General features: G+C 41.6%; 22 protein-coding genes and 1 tRNA gene. All 23 read right to left on the reverse strand.

The features are described 5' to 3' along the window. Nucleotides 1-72: 72 nt before the first annotated feature. Nucleotides 73-1,869: a phage terminase large subunit gene (gene terL, locus ACGG9R_RS08540; RefSeq protein WP_390153941.1), complete on the reverse strand. Its 1,797-nt coding sequence runs from the start codon at nt 1,867-1,869 to the stop codon at nt 73-75. Then, a complete protein-coding gene (locus ACGG9R_RS08545) occupies nt 1,853-2,110 on the reverse strand; it encodes a hypothetical protein (protein WP_390153944.1) in 258 nt (85 codons plus the stop codon). Before ACGG9R_RS08545 ends, terL begins: the two co-directional genes overlap by 17 nt. Next, complete coding sequence (locus ACGG9R_RS08550; protein ID WP_390153947.1) at nt 2,103-2,573, reverse strand: glycoside hydrolase family 73 protein; 471 nt, start codon at nt 2,571-2,573, stop codon at nt 2,103-2,105. Before ACGG9R_RS08550 ends, ACGG9R_RS08545 begins: the two co-directional genes overlap by 8 nt. Continuing rightward, nucleotides 2,560-2,883 carry a hypothetical protein gene (locus ACGG9R_RS08555; RefSeq protein ID WP_390153950.1) on the reverse strand — a complete coding sequence of 108 codons (324 nt, stop codon included), beginning with the start codon at nt 2,881-2,883 and terminating at the stop codon, nt 2,560-2,562. The genes ACGG9R_RS08550 and ACGG9R_RS08555 overlap by 14 nt, the downstream gene beginning before the upstream one ends. Continuing rightward, nucleotides 2,859-3,125 carry a hypothetical protein gene (locus tag ACGG9R_RS08560; protein WP_390153952.1) on the reverse strand — a complete coding sequence of 89 codons (267 nt, stop codon included), beginning with the start codon at nt 3,123-3,125 and terminating at the stop codon, nt 2,859-2,861. Before ACGG9R_RS08560 ends, ACGG9R_RS08555 begins: the two co-directional genes overlap by 25 nt. A gap of 52 nt (nt 3,126-3,177) precedes the next feature. After that, complete coding sequence (locus ACGG9R_RS08565; RefSeq protein ID WP_390153955.1) at nt 3,178-3,342, reverse strand: hypothetical protein; 165 nt, start codon at nt 3,340-3,342, stop codon at nt 3,178-3,180. Between the two features lie 105 nt (nt 3,343-3,447). After that, the gene (locus tag ACGG9R_RS08570; RefSeq protein ID WP_390153958.1) at nt 3,448-4,083 is read right to left on the reverse strand and encodes a hypothetical protein; all 636 of its coding nucleotides are present in this window, start codon (nt 4,081-4,083) and stop codon (nt 3,448-3,450) included. 74 nt (nt 4,084-4,157) lie between these two features. After that, complete coding sequence (locus tag ACGG9R_RS08575) at nt 4,158-4,370, reverse strand: hypothetical protein (RefSeq protein ID WP_390153961.1); 213 nt, start codon at nt 4,368-4,370, stop codon at nt 4,158-4,160. A 2-nt stretch (nt 4,371-4,372) separates the two neighbouring features. Next, nucleotides 4,373-4,654, reverse strand: a complete 282-nt coding sequence (locus ACGG9R_RS08580; protein WP_390153964.1) for a hypothetical protein — start codon at nt 4,652-4,654, stop codon at nt 4,373-4,375. A gap of 17 nt (nt 4,655-4,671) precedes the next feature. Continuing rightward, nucleotides 4,672-5,223, reverse strand: coding sequence for a hypothetical protein (locus ACGG9R_RS08585; protein WP_390153967.1), 552 nt, complete (start codon nt 5,221-5,223; stop codon nt 4,672-4,674). Then, the gene (locus tag ACGG9R_RS08590) at nt 5,211-6,512 is read right to left on the reverse strand and encodes a phage tail fiber protein (RefSeq protein WP_390153970.1); all 1,302 of its coding nucleotides are present in this window, start codon (nt 6,510-6,512) and stop codon (nt 5,211-5,213) included. Before ACGG9R_RS08590 ends, ACGG9R_RS08585 begins: the two co-directional genes overlap by 13 nt. Before the next feature lie 15 nt (nt 6,513-6,527). After that, the gene (locus tag ACGG9R_RS08595) at nt 6,528-11,471 is read right to left on the reverse strand and encodes a glucosaminidase domain-containing protein (RefSeq protein ID WP_390153973.1); all 4,944 of its coding nucleotides are present in this window, start codon (nt 11,469-11,471) and stop codon (nt 6,528-6,530) included. A 25-nt stretch (nt 11,472-11,496) separates the two neighbouring features. Beyond that, nucleotides 11,497-13,989, reverse strand: a complete 2,493-nt coding sequence (locus ACGG9R_RS08600; protein WP_390153976.1) for a hypothetical protein — start codon at nt 13,987-13,989, stop codon at nt 11,497-11,499. After that, nucleotides 13,989-14,507, reverse strand: coding sequence for a hypothetical protein (locus tag ACGG9R_RS08605; protein ID WP_390153979.1), 519 nt, complete (start codon nt 14,505-14,507; stop codon nt 13,989-13,991). The genes ACGG9R_RS08600 and ACGG9R_RS08605 overlap by 1 nt, the downstream gene beginning before the upstream one ends. A 17-nt stretch (nt 14,508-14,524) precedes the next feature. Next, nucleotides 14,525-15,007 (reverse strand): phage protein Gp13 family protein, encoded by a 483-nt coding sequence (locus ACGG9R_RS08610; protein WP_390153982.1) that lies wholly within the window; start codon nt 15,005-15,007, stop codon nt 14,525-14,527. Next, the gene (locus tag ACGG9R_RS08615) at nt 14,976-17,360 is read right to left on the reverse strand and encodes a hypothetical protein (protein ID WP_390153985.1); all 2,385 of its coding nucleotides are present in this window, start codon (nt 17,358-17,360) and stop codon (nt 14,976-14,978) included. Before ACGG9R_RS08615 ends, ACGG9R_RS08610 begins: the two co-directional genes overlap by 32 nt. Continuing rightward, nucleotides 17,360-17,920: a phage tail protein gene (locus tag ACGG9R_RS08620; RefSeq protein WP_390153987.1), complete on the reverse strand. Its 561-nt coding sequence runs from the start codon at nt 17,918-17,920 to the stop codon at nt 17,360-17,362. The genes ACGG9R_RS08615 and ACGG9R_RS08620 overlap by 1 nt, the downstream gene beginning before the upstream one ends. A 53-nt stretch (nt 17,921-17,973) precedes the next feature. Further along, nucleotides 17,974-18,049, reverse strand: a tRNA-Met gene (locus ACGG9R_RS08625). Between the two features lie 208 nt (nt 18,050-18,257). Beyond that, entirely contained in the window at nt 18,258-19,247 is a 990-nt protein-coding gene (locus ACGG9R_RS08630; protein WP_390153990.1) for a phage capsid protein, read from the reverse strand. A 184-nt stretch (nt 19,248-19,431) separates the two neighbouring features. Then, complete coding sequence (locus ACGG9R_RS08635; protein ID WP_390153993.1) at nt 19,432-20,235, reverse strand: hypothetical protein; 804 nt, start codon at nt 20,233-20,235, stop codon at nt 19,432-19,434. A gap of 4 nt (nt 20,236-20,239) precedes the next feature. Next, nucleotides 20,240-21,817: a portal protein gene (locus ACGG9R_RS08640; protein WP_390153997.1), complete on the reverse strand. Its 1,578-nt coding sequence runs from the start codon at nt 21,815-21,817 to the stop codon at nt 20,240-20,242. 15 nt (nt 21,818-21,832) lie between these two features. Beyond that, nucleotides 21,833-22,165: a hypothetical protein gene (locus tag ACGG9R_RS08645; RefSeq protein ID WP_390154000.1), complete on the reverse strand. Its 333-nt coding sequence runs from the start codon at nt 22,163-22,165 to the stop codon at nt 21,833-21,835. 20 nt (nt 22,166-22,185) lie between these two features. Further along, nucleotides 22,186-22,389 carry a hypothetical protein gene (locus ACGG9R_RS08650; protein WP_390154003.1) on the reverse strand — a complete coding sequence of 68 codons (204 nt, stop codon included), beginning with the start codon at nt 22,387-22,389 and terminating at the stop codon, nt 22,186-22,188. Nucleotides 22,390-22,398: the final 9 nt, after the last annotated feature.

Raw genomic sequence — 22,398 nt, forward strand, 5'->3', positions numbered from 1 at the left:
CCCATAGCGTGCCACAATTAACCACTTCGTATTTATGTGCCACAATTAGGAATTTATTAGGTATCTCCTAAACTAGAGTTGTCTTTTATATGAAACTTTCTCCGCTGTGTTTAGATCCTTTAACATTGCCAGTTTCACCTTGCTATAGTTCTCTCTGCCAACAGGTCTAGGGTTTGTCTGATTCAGTTCTGGAATATAGAAGATACCTCTGTCTGGGTCATCCCATTGTTCAAGTAACTCATCCAGTTGTTCATCCATCCCTGTTTGATAATCCCTATCCATAGAATTAGCAAAGAACTCTACAGCCATAGTGACAGCATCCAATCTATCATCATGAGCAAGTGCTCCTCTTTCATTGGTGAGACGTGTCATTTGATAGATTAAAGAATAGTTAGGACTAGATTCATACGTCTTATAGTCAGCAGTGATTACCCCTTTATTGACAATGAGCTTGTGTCTCATCATAACAGGTTCAAGGGTGTCTATAATACGCTGTTCCTTCTGTGCCTTACTTCTGATTTCTTCCAAAGCACATGGATAGATTCTGGTAAAGATAGGAGCAAGAAGTTTGCCAAACATACCATCACCAAAGTTAGATTCATAGACAACTGTGTTGACCTTCCAGAACTTAGCTTTGTTAGCCAGTGTCTCCAATGTGTTATCGCTGTAACCAGAGGTATAACCACCACTTTCCATCAAGAACAAATAGCCATTAAGGTATTTGATGATTGCATATGCTGTTTCATCCTTACCACGTCCAGATGGGTCAATAGCCATAACTGTTCCAGTGTATTCAGCTGTTTCTGGGGACTGCAAGAGAGGAGAATAGAAGTAGTCACCTTTAAGAGCAACAGACGCAATGTCTTTCCATCTCTTTGTAGGATCAGCAGTCCAAGACCATTTTAGACTAGCTTCATTCATGTCCAAATCCGCTACAATCAAGTCCTGGACTTTAAGTGGATACTTCTCTGCATCAGATAGATTCGTACTGAGCATGAACTGAAGAGCAAACCCAGCCTTACCATAAGACAGTTTACGCTTCTCAATTTCCTCTAGATTGAATCTATCAGGGTCTGTAGGTATGCACTTATCAGCATAAAACTCTGGGTCTGTATCATAAGAATCTGCGATAAAGGGGGCTAAATCATCCCCATATGCCTCTCTTTCTTCTGTAGATGCTGGATATAAGACAGGCCAGATGCATCTGCTATAACCACGTTTAGTTAATTCATTATAGAGACTCATTTCATTCTGAGGAGTTCCCAAATAAATGATTTTACCACCAGGTTTTAAGATTGCATCAAATTCCTTTACAGCCTCTCCTAGTTTATCCCTCTGTATCTGAGTGCCTGAATTTTTAGGTACTTCTACGTCATCAGCAATCAGAATGTCTGCACGAGAACCTGTAATCTGCCCTGTGATCCCTACAGACTTTACAGAAGGAGAAATATCAGGAACAGCAGGGCCGACATCAAATAGATTCTGGGTATCTCGCTGTCCTCGCTGTGTCTGTAAATGCTGCAAGAAAGGTATCAAGTAAATAATACGTTTAATAAAAATAGCATTCGCATCTGCTCTATGTTTAGATGCAGATACAACTAATACCTTTAATTGAGGGTCTTTCCAAAGCATCCAAACTGTGTAAGCACAAGTCAAAAAAGACTTTGCTACCCCACGGAAGCCCTCAACGATACTTCGGTCTGTAGGGGTGTTCATAAGGTACTTTGCAATATCATATTGGATAGGTGTAGGGTCTGGAAGACTAATAGATTTCCAGACAATGAACACAAAGATACGAAAGTCCTCATGCGCCCTTTTAATTTGATCTTCTGTCCAGCATGCTTCTGTAAAATCAGTTAAGTCGATCAATATCTACACCGTCTTTCACATCATCAAAAATGGGGATGCGCTGACGCTCAATCTGCTGCTGTATGTCTGCAACACCCTTAGTGCGAGGGGAGACAATCAAATCATTGTCTTTCAAGAATTTTCTTACACGGTCAAGGAAACGTGGGTCTTTCCGCATTTCTGGGTCAGCAAGCCCTTCACGGATCGCTTGTACTTCACCCTGTGCAATTTCATCCAAAAGTGCAGGATCAATTTCAAACATCTTCATCACCCCATCCATCATATCTATCAAGATCATTTGCTCTAATCGTAGACAGCACCTTGTCTGCATAGTCAGGGTCAGTGGCATAAATCGGTGCAAGAGTGCGTACAAAGTCTTCTACAGACCAAGTACTTTCCCATGCTTCTACAACTTCAGCATATTTGTAGTCTTCAGTAATAAGGATACACCAGTCTCTAATAGCTTCTTCCAGTGTTTCATAAGACTGGAATTTGTCATAGATGGTTACATAGTGCCCATTTTCATATTCAGTAGTCTGCTGTCGTACATAATTGCCCCAGCCATTCCATTTACGTCCAAAGTAGTTATACTGCCCAATGCAGTACCTACCCCAACCACTTTCAAGAATAGCCTGTGCAATGCATACAGACGCTGGAAGATTATATTCTGCACAGACATCACCAGCAGTATTTCCAATCATTTCAATAAATTCATCTGGGGTCATATGGGAATCTCCTTCCATTTTCTTTCTTTACTTCATCAGGCACCCCATGTTTGTCTGCATCATAAAGCCACCTACTAAGCAAAGTTATAGTGGCTGTCATCCCAATCACGACAATAATGAACTGTCTAAATTCTGGGATATTAGGGTGTCCTGTCATAATCCATTCATATGCTGTCATTGTCAAATAAATAAAAAGACAAAGAATTAAAAAATTGACATTGAACTTAATCAATGTCATGGATTCTTTGTCTCGTCTCTTTGGCTTGAATGTAGACAACACTTTGATTAGTTTTGATTTAATTTGTCCCACATATCCTCCATACGTGCAATACGATCATTGTTAATACGATGTGCCATTTCCATAGCTGTCATCCTAGCATCTAATGCACGTCTGTCTGCTGCACTCATTTCTACTTCTCTTTTCAGTTCAGATAAAACCTTAGTGTTCATGTCAATCGTCTTCTGAATAGGGCGGATTACAAGATAATTGAACCCACTACTCACCAGTGTTGCGATGGTCAGAACAGAAACGATACTGTCTAAGAAGTTCATGCTTCCCTCACATACAAAAAAAAAAACAGCACTTATCTAGTGCTGTGCAAAATCATAATAATTTGAACAATACAAGAAGTATACCTACTATAGGAGAAACAACGAAAGAGAGAAATACAAAAACAATCATACATGCTCCTGCATATGATACGTCTCCTTTTTCTTCTACAATAGCAGCTGCAATGAAGAACGCAATAACAGCTAATGTTGCGATCATATTTATCCCTTCTTTCTGCCTATAGTATAGCATGTTTAATATAAATATAATAGGGAGTGCCAAAAGACACTCCCCACCATATTAAACTTACCGACTAACTTATTACTAAGTAGTAGGTGTAGTAGTACCTGTAGGTGCCAAAGGATTTGGAACAATGAAAGCAGGAACAGGAGCAGGGCGAAGTCTCTGAACAAGATCCGCAGTCTGTGCTGTCTGACCATTCAGGATATTCGCTGCCATGAGTTGTCTATCCCTTTCTTCCAGTTTAGCCTTCAGTTCTGCCATCTGGTATGCAGAGAACATTGCTCTGGTCTTCTCTCCATCCTCTTTGATAGCTTCTACGATGCTACAAGTGTTCCTATACCCTTCTGTACGAACTGCATCAATGTTTCTGTTCGTCTCACAGCAGCACATCTGAGATGCCTGCTGATTCTGAGCAAGCTGCTGCATAAGACCAAAGTTGCCCTGCATGACAGTCTTCTCCAGACCATTGATACCATTCGTGAGAGCATAGGTGCTATTAGCCTGTCCATAGGTCAGCCCACGCATCTGAGACATTTCATTAGAGTAATCAAACCCTCTCTGAATGTCTGCCTGAGTTGCAGTATTCCCTTTGTTACCAAAGAGATTACCACCACCACCGAGTAATACGAATAAAACGACTACCCACAACCATTCACTACCACCGAAACCTGCGCCTGTCTTTTCATTCAGATTGAATACAGGTTGCACACCACTCATACCGTTCTCCATAGAATCACCATTCCTTTCGTAAAAATAATAAGAGAACTGTATATATCAACTCTGCCGTACGCTCAGAGCTGAATACCAAACATAGCAAATTTCTGCTTTATATCGGAAATAAGAGGAGCGAGCTGTGTCTGAGAAATACCTTGTGTAGAAATCATGTTCATAACAACTTGCTGCATTTCTGCTGGGGTCTTTCCCTGAAGCATAGTCATTGCCCTCTGGAAGCGTGGATCACTACCTATCAATGACATAAGAGCTGTTTCAATGTTAGTGTTCATGATTAGTCTCCTTTGCTTTTAGCAATCAATGTATCTACTTTTTCTTCAAGTGTCTTTAACCTTTCATTCAAACTTTCTTCCTGCCCTTTTGCTTTTTCGTATACTTCAATAACAGGAAGACCACTAAGATCAATGTACTTTACATAGACACTGTTTTCTTTTTTAGAAATAAAGAAAGTGAGAGAGCCACAAGGGTCTACTCTAGCTCTCCTTACTTCCTCTACATCATTTACTTCACCTCCGAAGCTATTGATAGCTGGTGGTGTTGGTGGATAAGCGAACATGATAATCACCTTTCCTTTTATTTATAATCATTGCTATCTGTGACATGTTTGTTAATTTCTGGAGACCAACTTATATATACAGAAGCATCGGGTTCCCCCAAGTAGGGTTCATCCCGCCAAGCAGTATAAAACCAAATTGCTCGATGATCGTTACAATATACCTCAACATCGTACTCTATATCTTCATTTCCTTCTGTTGTGTCAATCTCTAGTGTATGTGTACTTCCCGGAGTTACACCAACATATTGTGAATCGTCATCCTCATAATTGATTTTAAGAACAGTTATTCCCATTGGAACCGTAAACTTTCCACCTTCGAAGAGTACAGTTCCTGTAGGGATAGCTCCCGCTCTTACCTGATAGATCACTCCAGCTTTATCTTTTGCATAGCATGGAACATCTCCATTACCTTTTCCCTGTTCCATCTTAACGTATGTCTGTTGCCCCTTAAACTTTATTTTAAGGTTCGGATAGGGACATTCATCTATTGTCGTATAGGCATGAGCATCATACTGCACCCCAGCCTTTTTGACATGAAAAATTGCACCTAAGTCACTCATTCTATCCATAACTCACTTCCGTTAATAACAAGGTGTCCGTTGCTGATTACTGCAAATCCACTATCATTAGTCAGCTGAGAAGTCTTTGTAGGAATATTAGCTTCAATAGATTCCCTTGCTGACGCGATAGCTGTACGCACATAAGTTGTAGTAGCATACTGACTCAAATCAATATTACTGATCTTATTGTCTACTTCTTCCTTAGTATAAGTTTCTGTCTTCATATAGTAGCTAGAAGGGTCAAACTTAGCAGCATCAATAGCACTCTGAGCTGCTGCTGCTGCACTAGATGCTGCCTTAGTTTCACTTATCTTTGCATTAGAAGCACTTGTAGATGCATTAGAAGCACTAGAAGATGCTGCTGATGCACTATTAGCACTTGATAATGCACTTTGCTTTGCTGCATTTGCACTAGAAGAAGCAGTAGCTACATAAGATGCACTGGAATCTGCACTAGACTGAGCAGCACTAGCAGAAGCAGCTGCATTACCAGCAAGCACCTTAGCTGCCGCGGCCCAAGTCTTAGAGGACTTACTGTTAGTATCCCCATCTGGACTAGAAGTAGACACAGCCCACTTCTTAGCAAGATCTGCACTATTGTTAGCTTCAGTAGCCTTAGTAGTAGTAGCGTCTCTTAAAGTGGTCATAGTGTTGACGTAAGAGTTCCCAGTAGTCACCAAACGAGTGTTTTGCGTATCTCCTGTAGTGGTCAGTCGGGTATTCTGAGTGTCTCCTGTAGCAGTCAAACGCGCATTCTGAGCATCCCCAGTAGCTACAATAGAAGCATTCTGGGCTGCACCTGTGCTTTTAAGCTGATTCAAGAGACTGTCCTGATTAGCTTTAATGTATCTAAGAGTTACAACATCTCCATCCTCAATAGGATCAAGAGCATTGATAATTCTTTTATACTGTCCATCCCAGCAATTAGGATTATCATATGCAGTAGACATCCCAGAATCAAAGACCTTATCAGATGTTTCTTCCGCAAGATGCAAGAGCTGCACTTCCTGTAAAGACAAGTCAGCACTTCTAAGTACAGAAGCATCCTGCCACTCTACCAGAGGATCAGTAGTTGTCTCACGATAAATCTTAACAGAATGTCCAAGTGGAATACCTTTCACAAGTCGTACCTGTTTGTCTTCTACCGTATAATCCACACCCATAGTAAGTTCTGTACTGTTGGTGTAAATGTCTTCTACCTTTACAAATTTCTTCCGTAAATAATCAAAAGGGAATGCATAGACAAGCTGACTAGCATTCCCTTCATAAATTACAGAAGCCTTTCTTTCTTTAGCCAAAGTTAAGCTCCTTTACTATTTAACATTCATGATTGAAGAAATATCAGAATTTGCATTGCTATTGTTCCCAGAAGCAGCACCAATCTTATAGCGGTTCTTTCGTTCACGTTGCTTCTTCTCCTTATTCATCTCTTTCCGTTTCTTTACACCGCTGGCATCTCTAATTTCAGACGCAAGAAGTGTCATGCCCCAGAATCCATTGAATGGGATAGTCTTCATAATATTTGCCATATCTTCCTGTGACATTCCATCACCAACTGTAGAGTTATAGACACTCCCCCCAATCCCCATGATTGGATTGATAGTAGAAGATACAGCTGGCATCTGGTCTACTGCACGACCTACAATAGAACCTGCTTTCATCTCTTTCCCTGTCCCTGAGGTCTTAGAAGAGTTATCTACAGTAGTACGCATCATAGGAGTGCCAGTCATGATTTCATAGATGTCTGAACCAAAGGAAGGAATAGAGCCAGTGATAGCCCCACGAGAGAAAGCAGCCCATGCAAGTCTACCTGGTGTCAACTGTTTAGCAATGTACTCTTTTCTTCCTTCTGGATCATTAGGGTATTTCACCAACGCTCTAAGGTACACCAAGCCCATATAAGACATGCAGTTCGTTCCCATTGAAGCTAGTGCAGCCAGTGCATCATCCATCTGACGAGAAGACAAAGCTCTGAGTGTCTGGTCATTCACTGCACGAAGAGAATAATCTTTGAACTGAAACAACAGCTTAGTAAACCAGTTCTTTTCCTTCAAAAGAGGGGTGTTCCCGATAGACATCTGCTGAATGCCACGTCTGCTGTAGTTTTCAAGCAGATTTCTAAATTCAAAGAAAGTCTGATGGTCTTCTTTTCTCCATTTGTCAAAGACATCTGGATCAAATTTGTCACTATCAAGATATTTTTTGATGTGTGCTTTCAGTTTGTCTACATCCTGTACATGTGCTGCATCCAATAAGTATTTGCTGAATGGGTCACGAGTACTGGAAATCTTTTCTCCTCTAGCCCATTTGATAGCATCAATGAAGCCACTTTCCCTAGTTTGTCTAATCATCCAGTCAGTCAGTTTAGGGAGCTGATTCAGCGTGGATGTAATATTGGAGAATATCTTCATTGTCTCCTGTGCCTTATCAAGTCTCTTTCCCCAGACACTAGAATAACCAAGGGCGTCTCTAAAAGACCGTGCTTCATAATCAGAGTTCCTATCCCAGAATCTAGTATTCAGTTCTCTTCCATACAATCTTACCTGTGCTTCTTTTGCAAAATCTTCCAGTTCTTTTTCAGATGCAGAGAGCATAGCACGTCTCATCTGTCTAAGGATTGGGATTGACTTATACAAAACACGAGTTCCTGCGTATGCCATTGCAGAACCAAATTCACCAAGCTGTGCCATGAACATCTGTCCACCAACGTCTGCATAGGATTTAGTTCTGAACAATTCAGAGAAAGCATCCCAGGGAGTTTTAGGCTTTGTGTCTACATGTGTAGAGAGCAACCTAGACATCCCTTCTGTCAAAGCGTCTTTCTGTTCCTTTGCTGCTGACTTAGTAATCTTACCTGCTTTAATGCCTAATTCAAGCTGTTTTGCCACATCATCAAGAACACCAGTTTGTCTCCAATTTCCGATGGAATCAAAGACAGCCACTTCGCCACAAACACGATCAATGTAGGAATTGATGATTCTGTCTGTGTTCACATCACGAAGATGAGAATCAAATGAGAAATCAAGCGTTGTCCCTGCTTTGTTCGCAATAGGCATATGTACTGTAGTATCCATAGGAAGTCGAGATTTCAAGAACTGGGGAATACTTACACCATATTTACCGCCAGAGAAACATGTCTCACTGGCGTTCTGGTCAATAACACCCCGTGCCCAAGCCTTACATCTTTTATCAATCTCTTCCTCAACCATAGCCTTCGTAACCTTTTCAAGCTGCGGTTCTTCTGGAATAGTAGAAGTGTCTAGTTCCAGTTGCTTTCCTACTGTCTTTTGATAGCCAGCATCTTTAAGCGCCTTTCCTTGCTTTGAGCGTTTGTTTGTCTCATTAAATTCTGGTTTAGGAACACGCCCACTAAACATTTTGTCTTCCCATTCTTTGTGAACTTTGAGGTATCGTCTTTTTGCATCTGCTTCCATCTGCTTTCTGACAACATCCCTCTTACAAGCCATCTGAGCATATTCATACATCTTTTTCATGCATGTCTCAGTGTCACCATCCATGAAGTCCACAAGGCGTGTCAGCATCTCATTGTCTACTTTACGAGTAAATTCAAGATCAAGTGGCTTCCAGTCTTTATCAATATAACTACCGTAACCACCACCACCATGAAACTGAGAATCTTCCTGCATCATGGTGAGACACCCTTCTCTGATCTTCTTGATTGTTTCTGCTGCTTTGATGACCTCAGGATCCCAAACCATTTCATTCGGAGACAACCCAGCTTTGTTTCCTGCATACTGTGCATTGAAACACTGCTGTACCTGTCTATCAAATTCCAGTCTATACTGCCCCTGAAATTTATAGAATTTATTTTTCTGCAACCAAGCATTTCTAGCATCATAATAATCATTTAGCATTGGTTTTACACGCTGCTGCAAATACTGCTTAATACGTTCACCGACAACAGGATTAGCTCGTGCTGCAATTCTTCCTCGTGTTGGTTCAAAGAGAAAGTCATTCAAGCTACGAACTGCAAGAAGTCTTGAATGACCAAGTACGCCATAGATTGTCTTAAACAGCCCACCTGCTTCCAGATGTTTCCCCAGCCGTGTAGGGAACCAGTGAGGTAATGAACGATGCATCCAGTCATCCACTTCTTTCTGCTCAGCATCCCAAACCATCTCAGCATGGAAGTTGACAGGACTGTCCTTATCAAAAGCAGTATCATAGATGTATGCTGTCCCATCGGGTGATACCTTGATAGGAGTGTCTCTATACTTCTGTTCATATGCAGAAGCCTTTACCCACTTCAATAGCGTGGCGTCTTTTGGCTTTTTGGTCTTAATTCCACGTAAAGCGTAGATATTTGCTCTTGCAAGACTGAGAACTCTACGTACTGTATAGTTGTGTAAATCCCAGTTCTTATCTTCCAAAAGGTCATAGATACTGGTTCTGCTATTTACATTTACTTTCTTATCTCTAAGAATCTCCTTGTAAGCAGAACCAATAACATCTCTTAACCCTGTTGTCATAGTGTGCATATCTCTAACTACATCTGCAAGGGCACGTTTAGACGCTACTCTGTCTCCGATAATGACATACTGTCCTGTTCCTGGCACTGTGAAAGCCGTTTGTCTGTTAGTAATCTTTATACCGTGTTTTGTTGCAAAAGCAGTTGCCTGATTACTAGACAGAACAAAGCAATTTTTCCCTACATCATTCAGCCCCATCTCTTTCATTTCTTTCACTTTGAGCTTCAAACGGCGTCTCATTGTATCAATAGGTTTAGCTGCCTTCGCTTTAACGCCAGAGGACGGCATTGTCTCTTCTGTCACTTTGCCAGTCAGTTTCAGATTATCTTTCTTTGCCTTGTTCTCTTTTGCTTCTTTACCAGACAGCTTCACATCTTCCAGTTCCGTAGATTCACTGATCTGTTTCAGTTCAGTATTGACACGCTTCTTTATGGTGTCTGTTGGTTTCATGCCAAAAGCCCCAGTAAGCATGTTGTCTTCACTACGGTTCAAGTGCCCATATACTTTCTGAAGAGTTTTAGATTTAGGTAATACTCCCTTAACAGTACGCATCGCATCAAACGCATTGCCAAGGATTGCTGCCTGTACCATGTACTGTGCATAGTTTGCTTCAAATCCCCCATATTTGTTAGACAACGCTCTGTCTAGCCCCATCATAGAAGCACCTGTAGCTGCATTAGCTGCCATTCGCGCTACCTTAGATTTAGCAAACATAGAGAGTTTGTCTGCATTAGTACCAAACATTCTTGCAAGCTGTCCTACCATAGTATCAGCAGTAACGCCACCAAGATACTTAGCACCGATACCGCCTGCCACGGATTTGATACCTTTTGCAATAAGCGCCCCTTCGCTAAGTCCTGTAGCCATGAGAGCAAGGTTCACTGGTTCAAGCATCCCACCAGCTAAAGAACCTGCAATGCCAGCGATGTTATAGCCCTGCATCTGCTCATCCTGTGCGAGACGTACTGCCCGATCATAATCCTGTTTCTTCATAGCAGCCAACATAAACAGGTGGTCTTGCGAATATGAATTAGTCAGTACAAAGTTCTGTGCTGTAGGGTCATTAGGCATCAGCTTCTTTACATAGTCAATTTCCTCATCACTGGGTGTATAAGGGGTACTAAACCCAGGTATAGACACACTCCCTCTGACAGCTGGGTTAATCCATGACCAAAGATAACGCAGAGAAGATGTGACACCACTATCAAGAATTGCATCATCAGCAGCATCCACAAATCTGGAAATGGGGTCACGTTCTTCCATAGGAGCAGGAGCATCTGGTACATATTCATGACCATACCTAGAATGCCCCTGTCTATCTACAGGAATAGAGCCAACAGCAGTGATAGGAGAATACTCTTCACCAAGTTTAGCCTTTATTCCATCATAATATTTGTTATCCTCATTGTCCTTCTCTGTAAAATAGTTTCCTGCATATAATGCATCTAAGTAAGAATCTACGTCATGTGCGTCCCCAATCCCATATGGAGCATATTTTGCAAGATAATGCCCCATATACTCTGCATACTCTTCTGGAGAATCAAATATCTTAAAGTATAGATTAGTCCCCTTCAATCTATTTTCTTCCCCATTAGGTTCTTCCTGCGTAACCCCACCATAGTTATTGTTTTCTTTTGCTAAGTCAGAAGTAAAATCTGAGGATTCAAGACGCCATTGTGCATAGATCCAGTGAGGATCAATGTTGTTTGTGCCTAAGGTTTCATTAGCAACTTGTGCTGCCCTTTCTGCTAATTCATAATAAGTCATCTTAATTTCTCTTTCTGCACTTAAATTATCTGTAATTCAATACACTATAAACTTCTGTTGGGTTATCTTCCACTTCATCTTCAGTAATCCAGTGATGTCTTTCTTCATACTGTTCCTGCTCTTCTGCTACAAGGTTATCCATTTCAGACACACCTGTATCTGGGTCTGGGGTAAGCAAGTCGTTGACGTAAGCAGAAAATTCATCTGGAGAGAAATACTGCTGTTCCTGCGTACTGCTGTTCATGAATCCAAGCACGTTTGTTGATGGATCATAGACAACATTCACACTATCTGTGCCCCCAAAAGTATCAATTAGGTGCGTGATTGCCTGACGTGCAGATCTTCCCTTATTTACATAGTCTTCCTGATCTACCCCTGTAAAGAAATCCTTAGGAACGATACAGTCTATCCCTCTTTCATGATAATCAAAGTATTGCCCTCTAATCTGGTCAGCTGCCTGTTTTACTGCTTCGTCTCCGTCCATACCATTGTAGATATAGACTTTTGCCAGATTTCTGATTTTTCCACGAAGGCTAGGATCATTGATACCATAGACACCATTGAAGATAAGTGAGCCATCTGCATTTGTTCCCATCGTCTCTATCTGCATTGCTGTGTTGTCTGCATTAGACATGGCATCATTAAGGCGTGTCTCCATAATGTCTTTTGTGTCTTCGTTATGCTCCTGCTGATACACATTTCCATAGAGCTGCATTGCCTTCTTCAACCCATCAAATCCCTCTTCAGAATGATAAGAAATCCCATCTTCTACCTGTGACAGGGAAGACAAGGCTGAAATGTCACGTAAAGTGCTACTATTAAATACAGAACCTGCCAGTGCTGGGTTTGCATGATAAATATCAAGAGCTGTCTGAATATTCTGCAATGCTGGCGTATCATACGTTGCTGTATCCCAATCAATATTCATCGCATCCATAAGAGAAGAGTTGACAGCAAAATTCAAACTATTCTTAAATGCTTTCATCTGAGGAGCAGTAAGAAGTTTGCCTTCCTGTCTGACACATTCATTCAGATCAATTTCTCCATTAGAAAATGAAGACAAAATTCCTTTCAAGAGTGTCTGACCTGCCCCAATGACTTCCTGCTCTGTCAGTGCTTTCTTAGATACACTCCCATCTGCATTCTGCACACTCTTCTGTAATGGTGCCGTGATAGGAGAACCACCACCATAAGAATTGCCTTTACATAAAGCACTAAACCATTGAGAAATGTTCTGCTGTGTTGCACTATCCAATGCCACGGCAGCTGCTTTCCCTACTGCCCCAGAACGCCCAGAAGATCTTACTCTGCTCTGGTATTCAATCTCTCTCCGCTTATCTTCACGCATAGAGGTGAACATGCTCTTCTGTGCCATGACAGCAGCAATATGAGGATTGTCTTTCTTAATCTGCTCTACCTTTTTGTCAAACTCATCCAGAGATGTGCATTTCTGTAGCCCATCAACAATATCTGCCATGTACTTTTCTCTAAGGGCACCGTCCATAGCAATTCCAGAACCATGGAAATCTTCATAAGGCAGAAGTTCTTTCAGCTTCCACTCTCTTCCGTCCGCATCTATATAGGCGCGTGCTTCAAAGATTTTGTCTAAATCCTTACCACCATTGTTTGCAATACGTTCATCAACTGCCTTAGACATCATGGGAAGCATAGCATAGAAAGAACCACCAGAATCTTCATAATCAGTACATGCCTGTTCGATTTCTTCTATCTGTGTCTCAATAGGGGTCTGAGACACATGCTCTGCACTCATAATGTCTGACAGTTTGGCAGTAAAAGAAGCAGAGCGAATCGCTTCTCTATTCTTCCCTGCTTCTGCCATCTGTCTATTGATGTTATTCTGGGTGTAGGTGTCCATGTTTTCATAGAACCCAAGAGCAAAGAACTTAGAATCTCCATTGTGCTGAAAACTGGAAATAGGTTTGATACTTCCCAGAGCCGATGCACTGTTAGGAGCAGAATCCCCTGTGACCTGTGCGTCTTCATTAGCCTTTTCCCAGTCTTCTCCAATGTTGTATTCTCGTCTGTGTGCTTCTACATAATTCAACCATCTGGCTCTTTCGTCACCCTCAGACAGTACTTCACCCTCTTTAGCTACTACGTCCTGCTCATATCGGTTACGAATATCACGAATTGCATTTTCGCCACGATACTTATCCAGTGCAGCCATGGTATAGGGATTGTCTAACAGTTCTTTGTGATTAGAGTTAGCAAGCATCTGCTGAGAAGAAGTCAGAATCTTTCCTGCATTGTTCGGGTCATTCTTAATCACTTCTGCCATGAATTTGCCGTACTTTTCATCTCTAGCATCCTGTTGTGACATGTGACTAAGGATAGTGTCTCCCAGCACCCCAAGTGCTTTTGCAAGACTAGCTGCCTTAGATCCTGCTCCTGCTGTCGTACTTCCAGAAGGAACAATAAGCTGCTTCTGGTATGTATCTCGTACCTGAGGTGCAAACTGTCTCTGTGTACCTACGGCATTTGCTACATTTGTTGCCATTACTTCTGTCCCCCTGTCTTACGATTTATTTTTACATTCTGATATGCATCATATGTCTGCATTCCTGTTGCCAGCAAAGACAGGATATCTGCCTTCTTATTTGGTTTAGCCGCTTCTTTATAAGACGCCACTGTACGCTGTGTAGACTTCAATGTAGTCAGTTTGTTCAAATCAATCTCATTGCTCTTTCGTAAATAGTTATCCTGAATAGAAGCTATATTTCTAGCAGTATCTCCAACTGTACTCCGCATGATCTGGTCAGCTGTTCTACCACCGCCAGCCATGTCTTCATTTACTGCTGCCTGTACCTGTGAATTGAGCTGTAATGCATTCTGCTGAGTTTTCATGATAGAAGTAACAGCTTCATCATATGCATCTTGTCTTTCCTGTTCATAGTTCACCAGACTGCCATTCATCTGATAAATAGCATCATTTGCCTGTGCCTGATACGCCTGTGCATTAGCTATGTTCTGCTGTCTAAGCTGCAAACCTTTCAAGCCTATCGTTGCTGCTGCCATTCCTGCGAATCCACACATTACTTACTTTCATCTCCTTTTAACTCAAAAACAGAAAAATCATCGTCCAACTTTATCCATGTAGCACCAAGCCAATTCAGATACTCTACATGCGTTGTATTCTTTGTCCAAACTACATTTGTTAAGACACCATAGGCTTTCAGAAGTCTAGGCAGTAATTGTTTTGAGAAACGCAAGAAACTAAGTTTGTGTCTAGCATACTCGGGAGTAAAGCAGAGCCAAATCACGCCTTTTCCTCTGTATTTGTACAGACCACCAATCCCAACTGCCTTGTCTTTGTATGTAATCTTGTAAACTGGATGTTCATAATGTACTACGAGATCAACAATGCACATATCATACGAAGTACGGTTACTACTCATCATGATTTCTTTCTTGTCTTCTCTTCGTAGTGCATTACAAATATCCCAGATTTCTTTTATTCCGATTGCTTTTATTTTCCAATCAGAATTACACTCTAGTAGCTCTCTTATAGTAAACACCTTCCCACCCTGCACCAATCAATGCTACAGGCATAGGAAGTTCTGTCTCTATACTGATAGAGCAATTAGAACTCAAAGACTGTACAGGGAACTTAAACTGTCCTGTCTCTAATGCTGTAAGTCCAATTTTGTTTCTACCAGAACCTAAAAGCCGTGCAGTCATTAAATATTCATATGTCTCTTTGTCAAAACATTCAACAATGGCTTTGATATATCCGCAATTCGCATAGTTCACCCAGAAATTTTTAAGCTGCAATCTTCCTTCTGTGTATGCAGTAACACCGTTGTCATCCTGTTTACGAATCATAACCTCAGAGAACTTTACCTTGAATTTATACAATTCTCCTTCAATGAGACGCCTGCCTACCCAGTTTCCTTGCAACCAGACGTATCTGCCGTCTACCATTTCTTCTGGTGTCCATTTACGGAAAAAGCCTTTGCTGTCTACCAGTCCGTAAGACACACCTGCTTTCAGAGTGTCTCCATACATGATTTTCATATCTACCTTAGTCCGTCCTTCAATATCATCATAAGCATCTGAAGTAATGGCAGGTAAAACAACCTTTCTATCCATAAAGACACGATATGGTTCATACTCTTCATAGTCCTTCGTGTTATAAGTAAAGGAGACACTTTCAAGAGTAATCATCCCTTGTCTATCAAACACAAGGTACAAGGTGGAATTGATAAATCCACCACCAAGAATACGGGCACCATTGAACTCCCAGTAAGACCAAGATGACTGTAATCTGCTATTATCTACAAACAAATATTTGTAAATATATACTTTTGATTCAGCCCCAAGAGTAAAGAACCCCAAAACATTCTCTGTATTGGAAGACACAATTTTATACACACCATTCGGAATAAAAGAAGGCACATGGGACGTTACATCCTGTGCATCTTTCAAATTGGTGGTATCTTCAATCGTGAAATATTCTTTGATCGTAGTAAACTCTGCACGTTCTGTAGGAAAATAGACACGTCTTCCTGCACCTACTGGACGCACATATGGATTGCAAGTAAACTCTGTAACTTCTGTGATAGAGCAATTCTTAGGAGACAATACACCATCTGCTCTAAGTAAGAACTGTGTATCATTCGAGAAGAGAAGCAACTCTTCATCAAATGGAACAGCATGATAGAGGATAGACACACTGTTATGGGATACTGCTAAATCAATAGGATCAGTGTCCTGCATGTCTACTACAGAAGCAAACCAGAAATTAAAGAAAGACGCAGACCTAGACAGGATGACATTCTCTCCTGAAATAAGCCCAAGCCTGTTTCTGTAAAAGAAAATATCATTGATAGTTGCCCCAACGAAAGAAGGTTCTGGGTTAGAATCCTCATCACCTACATCTCTATCATCCCACTCCAAAGGTTTAAGGGTGAAAGACATGTCTGCATTTCTTACCAGTCCCTGAGGCATGGTAGAAGAATCAAGAGTAGTAGGTGTTTCTGGTCTTGCACATTCTGTCCAGAGCTGTGTGTCTCCGTCATATCTGACATAATAATCATCAGCTACATTCGTTGCCCCTTTTACCTGCACTGTGAATCCACTAGGAGCAGAACGTGGAAGATTGTTAAAGTTCTGTACAGCATGATAAATACCAAACATAGACATGCCATTGTACCCATCTTTAATCTTAACTGTCTTAATGGTAGTCCCTGCTTTCTTTACATATAGCCAGCTGTCCCCAGTTTCTACTGTCCACCCATTGCTTTTAGCAGAAGTAGCAAGCTGTTCAGCAATCCAGTTTACGTCTACCTTCGTACTATCAGAAGCATTAGATCCGTCTGGTGTCGTGTAAGTGGCAATCGTTACATCATTGATAATACAAGCATATGTTCTGCCATACTGCCCACTCTTAACATTAAAGAGTGCGCCCTGTGTGTCTTTCCATCTGCCAGAATCCCATACCTTCCCTGTCATTGCTACTTTCTTTTTTGTATTAACAATAAAAGTATAGTCTGCAATGGTAATACATTTAAGATACTTTCTGGGATCTACACCCCTAAGGTATGATGCAGATTTAGCATCAATGGTTACTTTATATTCTTTGCCGTCTTCATCATAAATCTTACAGCTACCATTTCCATCAAAAATCATGATGTACTTTTCTTCTTCATCTCTCTTTACTACATGTACAAGAGGACGATAAGTAGAAGAAGGAGCAACAAACAAATTCTTGATATGCACTGTCGGTGCCCTTTTTTGAAGACCACCTACTTCTGTGCTATATCCATTTATCTGTTCTTCAAGCTGCTCTGGTAAACGAAGAATAGCAGGCTGCTGACTGATACCAGACACAATGTTTTTGATGGTCTGACTGTATAAGTTTGTAGCCATTAGTTACCTCTTTCAAGAATTGTCTGCACACCAGTTACATTCAGCATATTGAAGTCATTGGAATCAAGTTCATATTCCATCAGAGCTGCCCATGCTTCCTGTTCATCTCTGAGAAGCTCTTCACCAAGGGAACTATCACCTAAGTATCTTGTCTGAAAGGTAGTGGCTGCCTTTGCTGTAATATAGCTTCTCATTGGATCTGGCATGTCTTCAAAATCAACAAGAAAAATAATTGTACAATCAATGCTGTTGTTGAACTCTGTTGTCTGGTTTTCCCAGTCAAACAGGTAGTCCCCTTTCTTCGTGTACTTCGTGCCGTCTGTCCCAACAACGTACAGGAGATTAGACAACCATCTAATTCTGTGCGTAGAAGCATCTGGGTTCAATGTATAAGAATCAATTTTGTTGAACGTCCATCCTTTACTCTGCACACGTCTATTTACATTTCTAAGGATACGCAAGCAGTTGATGACATCTACATTTGTCGGATTCTCAATCGTATTTACAGGCGATTCACCGATACTTGCAAGAATTTCATTGACTGCTTCCAGTTCTGTCAACGGAGTTAAAGTCATTGCTATTTATCCTTTCTAAACAAATCAAAAATAAGGTATGGTGTCTCTTTAAGGACTTGAACCTTAAACCTTCTGGGCATGAACCAGACGCTCTGACCATTGAGCTAAAGAGACATGGTGGGAAGATATGCAGTTGCGTTGAGAGGAGGGTATCATGGCGTTCATGATTTTATATGCATATCTTCCCTATAAGAAAGGAGGAATCGAGAGGTGTGAGAATTGCACTCACAACACGCCGAACATGTGTGCCTAGCCCTCTCATAAAGTGCCTGCCGTAGCAAGCACTAAATAGCCTAGTCCTCAGACATCGGCTGTTCGCTTCTTAGAGTGAAGAAGAAATAGTGCCCATGTAAGCAGCTTCTGGACGAAGACCACCATGTCCCATAGCATAAGACGCTACGAGCATGTCTGCCTGATATTCAGCACGACGCGCACGTTCGATAGCAAGGTCTTTCAGTTTGACAGTGCCTACTGCGGTACGATGTGCTGCAATAAAGACAGTGTTGTCTACATAATCAGCAGGGAACACATGTCCTGCACCCTGAATTACACCTTCATTGACTGCTGCACCACCACGAGTAAGGTGAGGTGTTTCAATGATGTCAAAGCCTGCTACACGAAGAACATTGCCTTCTGTGATGGTAGCTACTGCACCATAGTCATGATTGATTGCAACCAGAGAAGCTACAAGAGCGTTTACGCCAGTCGGTGTCATGAATACATAACGGTCATTCGCAGGAACATAGTTTTCAGACATTTTGGTCTTAACATTGAGAAGCATTTCCACAAGTTTAAGCCCCATTTTCTGAGTAACACCAATGTCTTCTCCTGCAAGAGTACCTTTGAGGATTTCACCTTTACCAAGACCAGTAATGTTCTCTTTGTTCGCGACAACCATCTTTGCAATTTCTGCAAGTACGGCACCATCTGCTGCGTATGCAAGAGCTTCACCCATCTGACGGGAATATTCACCACGCACGTCAAAGTGAGACAGTGCTTCATCCAGATCAGAAATGAGCTGAGAAGTAGTCAGAAGACCATCAATCTGAATGATTTTCTCTTCGCCAGGAATGTTTTCACGCAGGTCATCCAGAGACTTACCAGATTTCAGATAAGCGGCTGTAGCACGACCAAATACAGGGAATTGTGCAGATTTACCGCTCGCAATGGATCGAACAATATGACGTCCATTGGTTACAGAAGCACGTTCAAATGCCGTGATGGTTTCTCCTGCAAATACTTTCAGATAGCGGGCAAGAGCATCAGTACCACCCTGATTAAGCCCTGGCTGTGCGATTGTTACGTCTGCCAAAATAAACTCTCCTTTACATTGAAAAATAGAAATGAATGAATATATGAAACAACAAAAAGACACACATCTGCTTAGATGTGTGTTTGAATATATTTTTGTTTTGCGATTTACATTTTGTATTTTTTACCAGCGTTTCTGTAAAAATAATAAGCCAGTGTGTCTTTTCATTGTTGTCATAACAAAATTAACCAATAAAAGAACTGTTCATGGTTTTGTCCTGTACTTCTTTAGTATACGAAGGGTCACGAAGATACCGTGGATCAGACATTGCCTTCACCATTTCTCCTCTGTTAGCAAACCCCATGTTGCCAGCATTGTTGCCAGCGTTACTAGACCGACCAAGAATAGAACGACCAGTGTAGCCGTTAGCAGCGTACATACGAGCCTTAAAGCCATCAAGAGCCAGTCTAATGCCAGCCATATCCCCTTTTTCAATAAGAGAATTAAAGCGTTCTGCACTTCCGTCATTCTGCTTGCTAATGAAGCCAGCAATCTTTTCATACTCTTCCTGTCCCCCTGCATGCTGATAGACATCTGCGATAAACTGCTGTGCTGTAGCTTCAAGACCAGTAATGTATGCATCAATAACAGACTTTGGATAACCTGCCTTTTCAAGCTGGTCATAGGACTTTTCAGACAATGCCCCATCTGCATAATACTCATCAGCAAGGGCATCAAAGTCAATTCCTTTTTTCCCTAATTCATCCTGTAGCGTCTGGTCTGCTTCCACTGCTTTAGACACACGAGTTTCAATAGGCTCTTCTTCACTCTGGGGCTTGTCTTCATTATCTTTGGTTTCTGCCTGCTCTTCTGTTTTCGGTACAGCTTCTTCTGTCTTTTCAGTTTCCTGTGCTTCTTCAGACGGGTCTTTCGTCTCAATCTTTTCTGTACTTGTCGATCTGATTTCAACGTCTCTTCCCTGTAAAGCATCTTCTGCACCACCTGTCACTGCCCCTTCTGGATATAAAGATTCAGTATTTTCTTCCAATTTACTACATGCCTCCCGTCTGGTTATTCATGCCATCCATTGCTCCTTTTGCTAATTGAGGAGCTGCTTTCTCTGCCATATTAGACATCATAGACTGCTGCTGTTCTTGCTGTAGCTGTTCATCAGTCTTTATGAGTTCTTCTGTATCAATGCCTAATGCTGTTGCTTCCATAATCATGATCTTCTGCCAATTCAGATATGTCTGTGCTGCAGGATTCATCTGCTGCAATTCCAAGAACTGTGCTAATTTATTAAGATCATGTCCTCGCCCGATTGCTTCTACACCAGTGATGACTTCCATGTCCACTAAGTCTGGTGGAAGGTCTGGAATCTGCCCACCTGAAGAGAGCTGTGCTACCAGTCGGCGCGCTAATGGTAACTGAAGTTCCTGAGACAACAAAGAGTAAATTCCACCCAGTGTGTCTTCCAGTTCCCCAGCCACATATCTAATCTCTTCTGCGGTTACACGTTCTCCGTTTCTCTGTACTGCACTATTCAGCAAAAAGGCAAAAGACAGCCTAGATTCAATATTCGCTGCGGTCTGCTGTGCTACATTCAGATCATTATATTTATCCAACTGTAACACCGTAATGTCTTCAGCTCTGCCAGGAATAAAAGCTCCTGTTTCTGCTTTAGACAATCTATTCACTCTTGTAATGCCATTCGGATTCACAAGGAAATAAACAGACGCACAAATAGAACTAAGCTCTACAATGGCTTTACTGAGATTTTCAAGAGAACGAATATCACCCAGATATTCCTCTACAAAAGAACGTCCGTAAGATTCACCATCCATCTTTACCATGCGAAGCGGAATCCATGGCGCACTATCAGCAGGAAATGCCTGTGCTGTCCCATCAATCACTTCACCATTGACTTCCTGATAAGAGATATACTGTCCATTCTGTAACTGAATATCTGTATAAATCTCAACTTCATCGGATGCCTTATGCTCTTCCGTGTTTTCTCCTGTCTTAGAAATCATGTTCTGTACATCTTCTGGCAGAGACGCCCATGCTACTTTGTCTAAGGTAATCAGTCTGTACCATGTCCCCAGTGCATCACGTACAACGACATAATCATTGAGACGATACATTTTGATACCGCCTTCCTGAGGTGGTAAATAAAGACAGGCATTCCCTGCGACAATCAGCATTTTCAGAGCTTCTGTAATGGTCACTCTGATCTGGTGTGTCTCTACATATTTCATGCAAATATTTTCAATTCGCATGAGCTGCTGCTGAACTTCCGTCACCATATTATCCCCAGACTGTTCCAGTTCCTGCTTCGTGTCCTGTGAAGGATTCAAAGTAAAGAAAGGACTATTCGGGGGCATAAGAGCTAAGGCAAGTTTAGATGTCAGATTATTGACTGCTCTGGCACCAAAGCTTTGATATGGTGTACTGAAAGTAGTAGAAGCATTAGAACCATTCTGAGGGAACAGAGAAGGAATTGTGTATTTAGCGCAATCTTCCGCACGAGTGATATACATATTTCTATCATTAGACAGACGTTCATATGCACTCTTCGCTGTTTCTTCACGGTTCTTGATAATATCATTCATGCTGTTCTGCTGTGCCATGTTTGTCTCCTATCATTAGAGATTAAGACCAGTACCTGTAGTACCCCCAGAACCAGCTGAACCACCACTATCAATCATTAAAGCTCGCTTGCCTTTGTTCGTCCTCTTCTTTTTGCTAGACACCAGATCAGATTCTTGCTGCCCCTGCGTAGGTTCTGGTGCAGCTACAGCAGGGGCAGCAATCTGCGGAGCAGCAACTTCCTGCGTAGTAGAGGAGCTACCGCCAAGAAGCCCCCCTACGAGCTTAATAGCAGGCTGTGCTACTGCCCCTACTAATTTGCTTACTGCATGTCCTACTGCCTTAAATGGTTTTGTAATTGCGTGTGTAACTTTATGCCACCATCCCATATTTCTCATTCTCCTTTAATTTACAAATTGTAATTTACACCTGTATCATTAGTTGCCTTATTCAGTGTGTCTTTCTTAACAGTAAGAGCTGCCACACCTTTCTTTTTGCTTGCTACTTCCCAATTCTTTGTTCCACCATAGACAGCATTCTCTGGTTCTTGTGCCGTATTGTTTGTCTGTTGAAGCTGCGCTGGGGTCATACTGGGAATAGTGATCTTAGGCATCTTATTCCA

Source organism: Dialister sp. i34-0019-2H8, from assembly GCF_042846925.1.
Taxonomy (GTDB): domain Bacteria; phylum Bacillota; class Negativicutes; order Veillonellales; family Dialisteraceae; genus Dialister.

What these genes read in the sequence shown, in the direction of transcription:
- ACGG9R_RS08565 (WP_390153955.1), bottom strand. Translation starts at nt 3,342, where the DNA reads ATGATCGCAACATTAGCTGTTATTGCGTTCTTCATTGCAGCTGCTATT.
- ACGG9R_RS08615 (WP_390153985.1), bottom strand. Translation starts at nt 17,360, where the DNA reads ATGGCTACAAACTTATACAGTCAGACCATCAAAAACATTGTGTCTGGT.
- ACGG9R_RS08580 (WP_390153964.1), bottom strand. Translation starts at nt 4,654, where the DNA reads ATGTTCGCTTATCCACCAACACCACCAGCTATCAATAGCTTCGGAGGT.
- ACGG9R_RS08645 (WP_390154000.1), bottom strand. Translation starts at nt 22,165, where the DNA reads ATGGGATGGTGGCATAAAGTTACACACGCAATTACAAAACCATTTAAG.
- ACGG9R_RS08640 (WP_390153997.1), bottom strand. Translation starts at nt 21,817, where the DNA reads ATGGCACAGCAGAACAGCATGAATGATATTATCAAGAACCGTGAAGAA.
- ACGG9R_RS08605 (WP_390153979.1), bottom strand. Translation starts at nt 14,507, where the DNA reads ATGGCAGCAGCAACGATAGGCTTGAAAGGTTTGCAGCTTAGACAGCAG.
- ACGG9R_RS08585 (WP_390153967.1), bottom strand. Translation starts at nt 5,223, where the DNA reads ATGGATAGAATGAGTGACTTAGGTGCAATTTTTCATGTCAAAAAGGCT.
- ACGG9R_RS08650 (WP_390154003.1), bottom strand. Translation starts at nt 22,389, where the DNA reads ATGCCTAAGATCACTATTCCCAGTATGACCCCAGCGCAGCTTCAACAG.
- ACGG9R_RS08560 (WP_390153952.1), bottom strand. Translation starts at nt 3,125, where the DNA reads ATGAACTTCTTAGACAGTATCGTTTCTGTTCTGACCATCGCAACACTG.
- ACGG9R_RS08575 (WP_390153961.1), bottom strand. Translation starts at nt 4,370, where the DNA reads ATGAACACTAACATTGAAACAGCTCTTATGTCATTGATAGGTAGTGAT.
- ACGG9R_RS08570 (WP_390153958.1), bottom strand. Translation starts at nt 4,083, where the DNA reads ATGAGTGGTGTGCAACCTGTATTCAATCTGAATGAAAAGACAGGCGCA.
- ACGG9R_RS08595 (WP_390153973.1), bottom strand. Translation starts at nt 11,471, where the DNA reads ATGACTTATTATGAATTAGCAGAAAGGGCAGCACAAGTTGCTAATGAA.
- ACGG9R_RS08545 (WP_390153944.1), bottom strand. Translation starts at nt 2,110, where the DNA reads ATGTTTGAAATTGATCCTGCACTTTTGGATGAAATTGCACAGGGTGAA.
- ACGG9R_RS08600 (WP_390153976.1), bottom strand. Translation starts at nt 13,989, where the DNA reads ATGGCAACAAATGTAGCAAATGCCGTAGGTACACAGAGACAGTTTGCA.
- ACGG9R_RS08550 (WP_390153947.1), bottom strand. Translation starts at nt 2,573, where the DNA reads ATGACCCCAGATGAATTTATTGAAATGATTGGAAATACTGCTGGTGAT.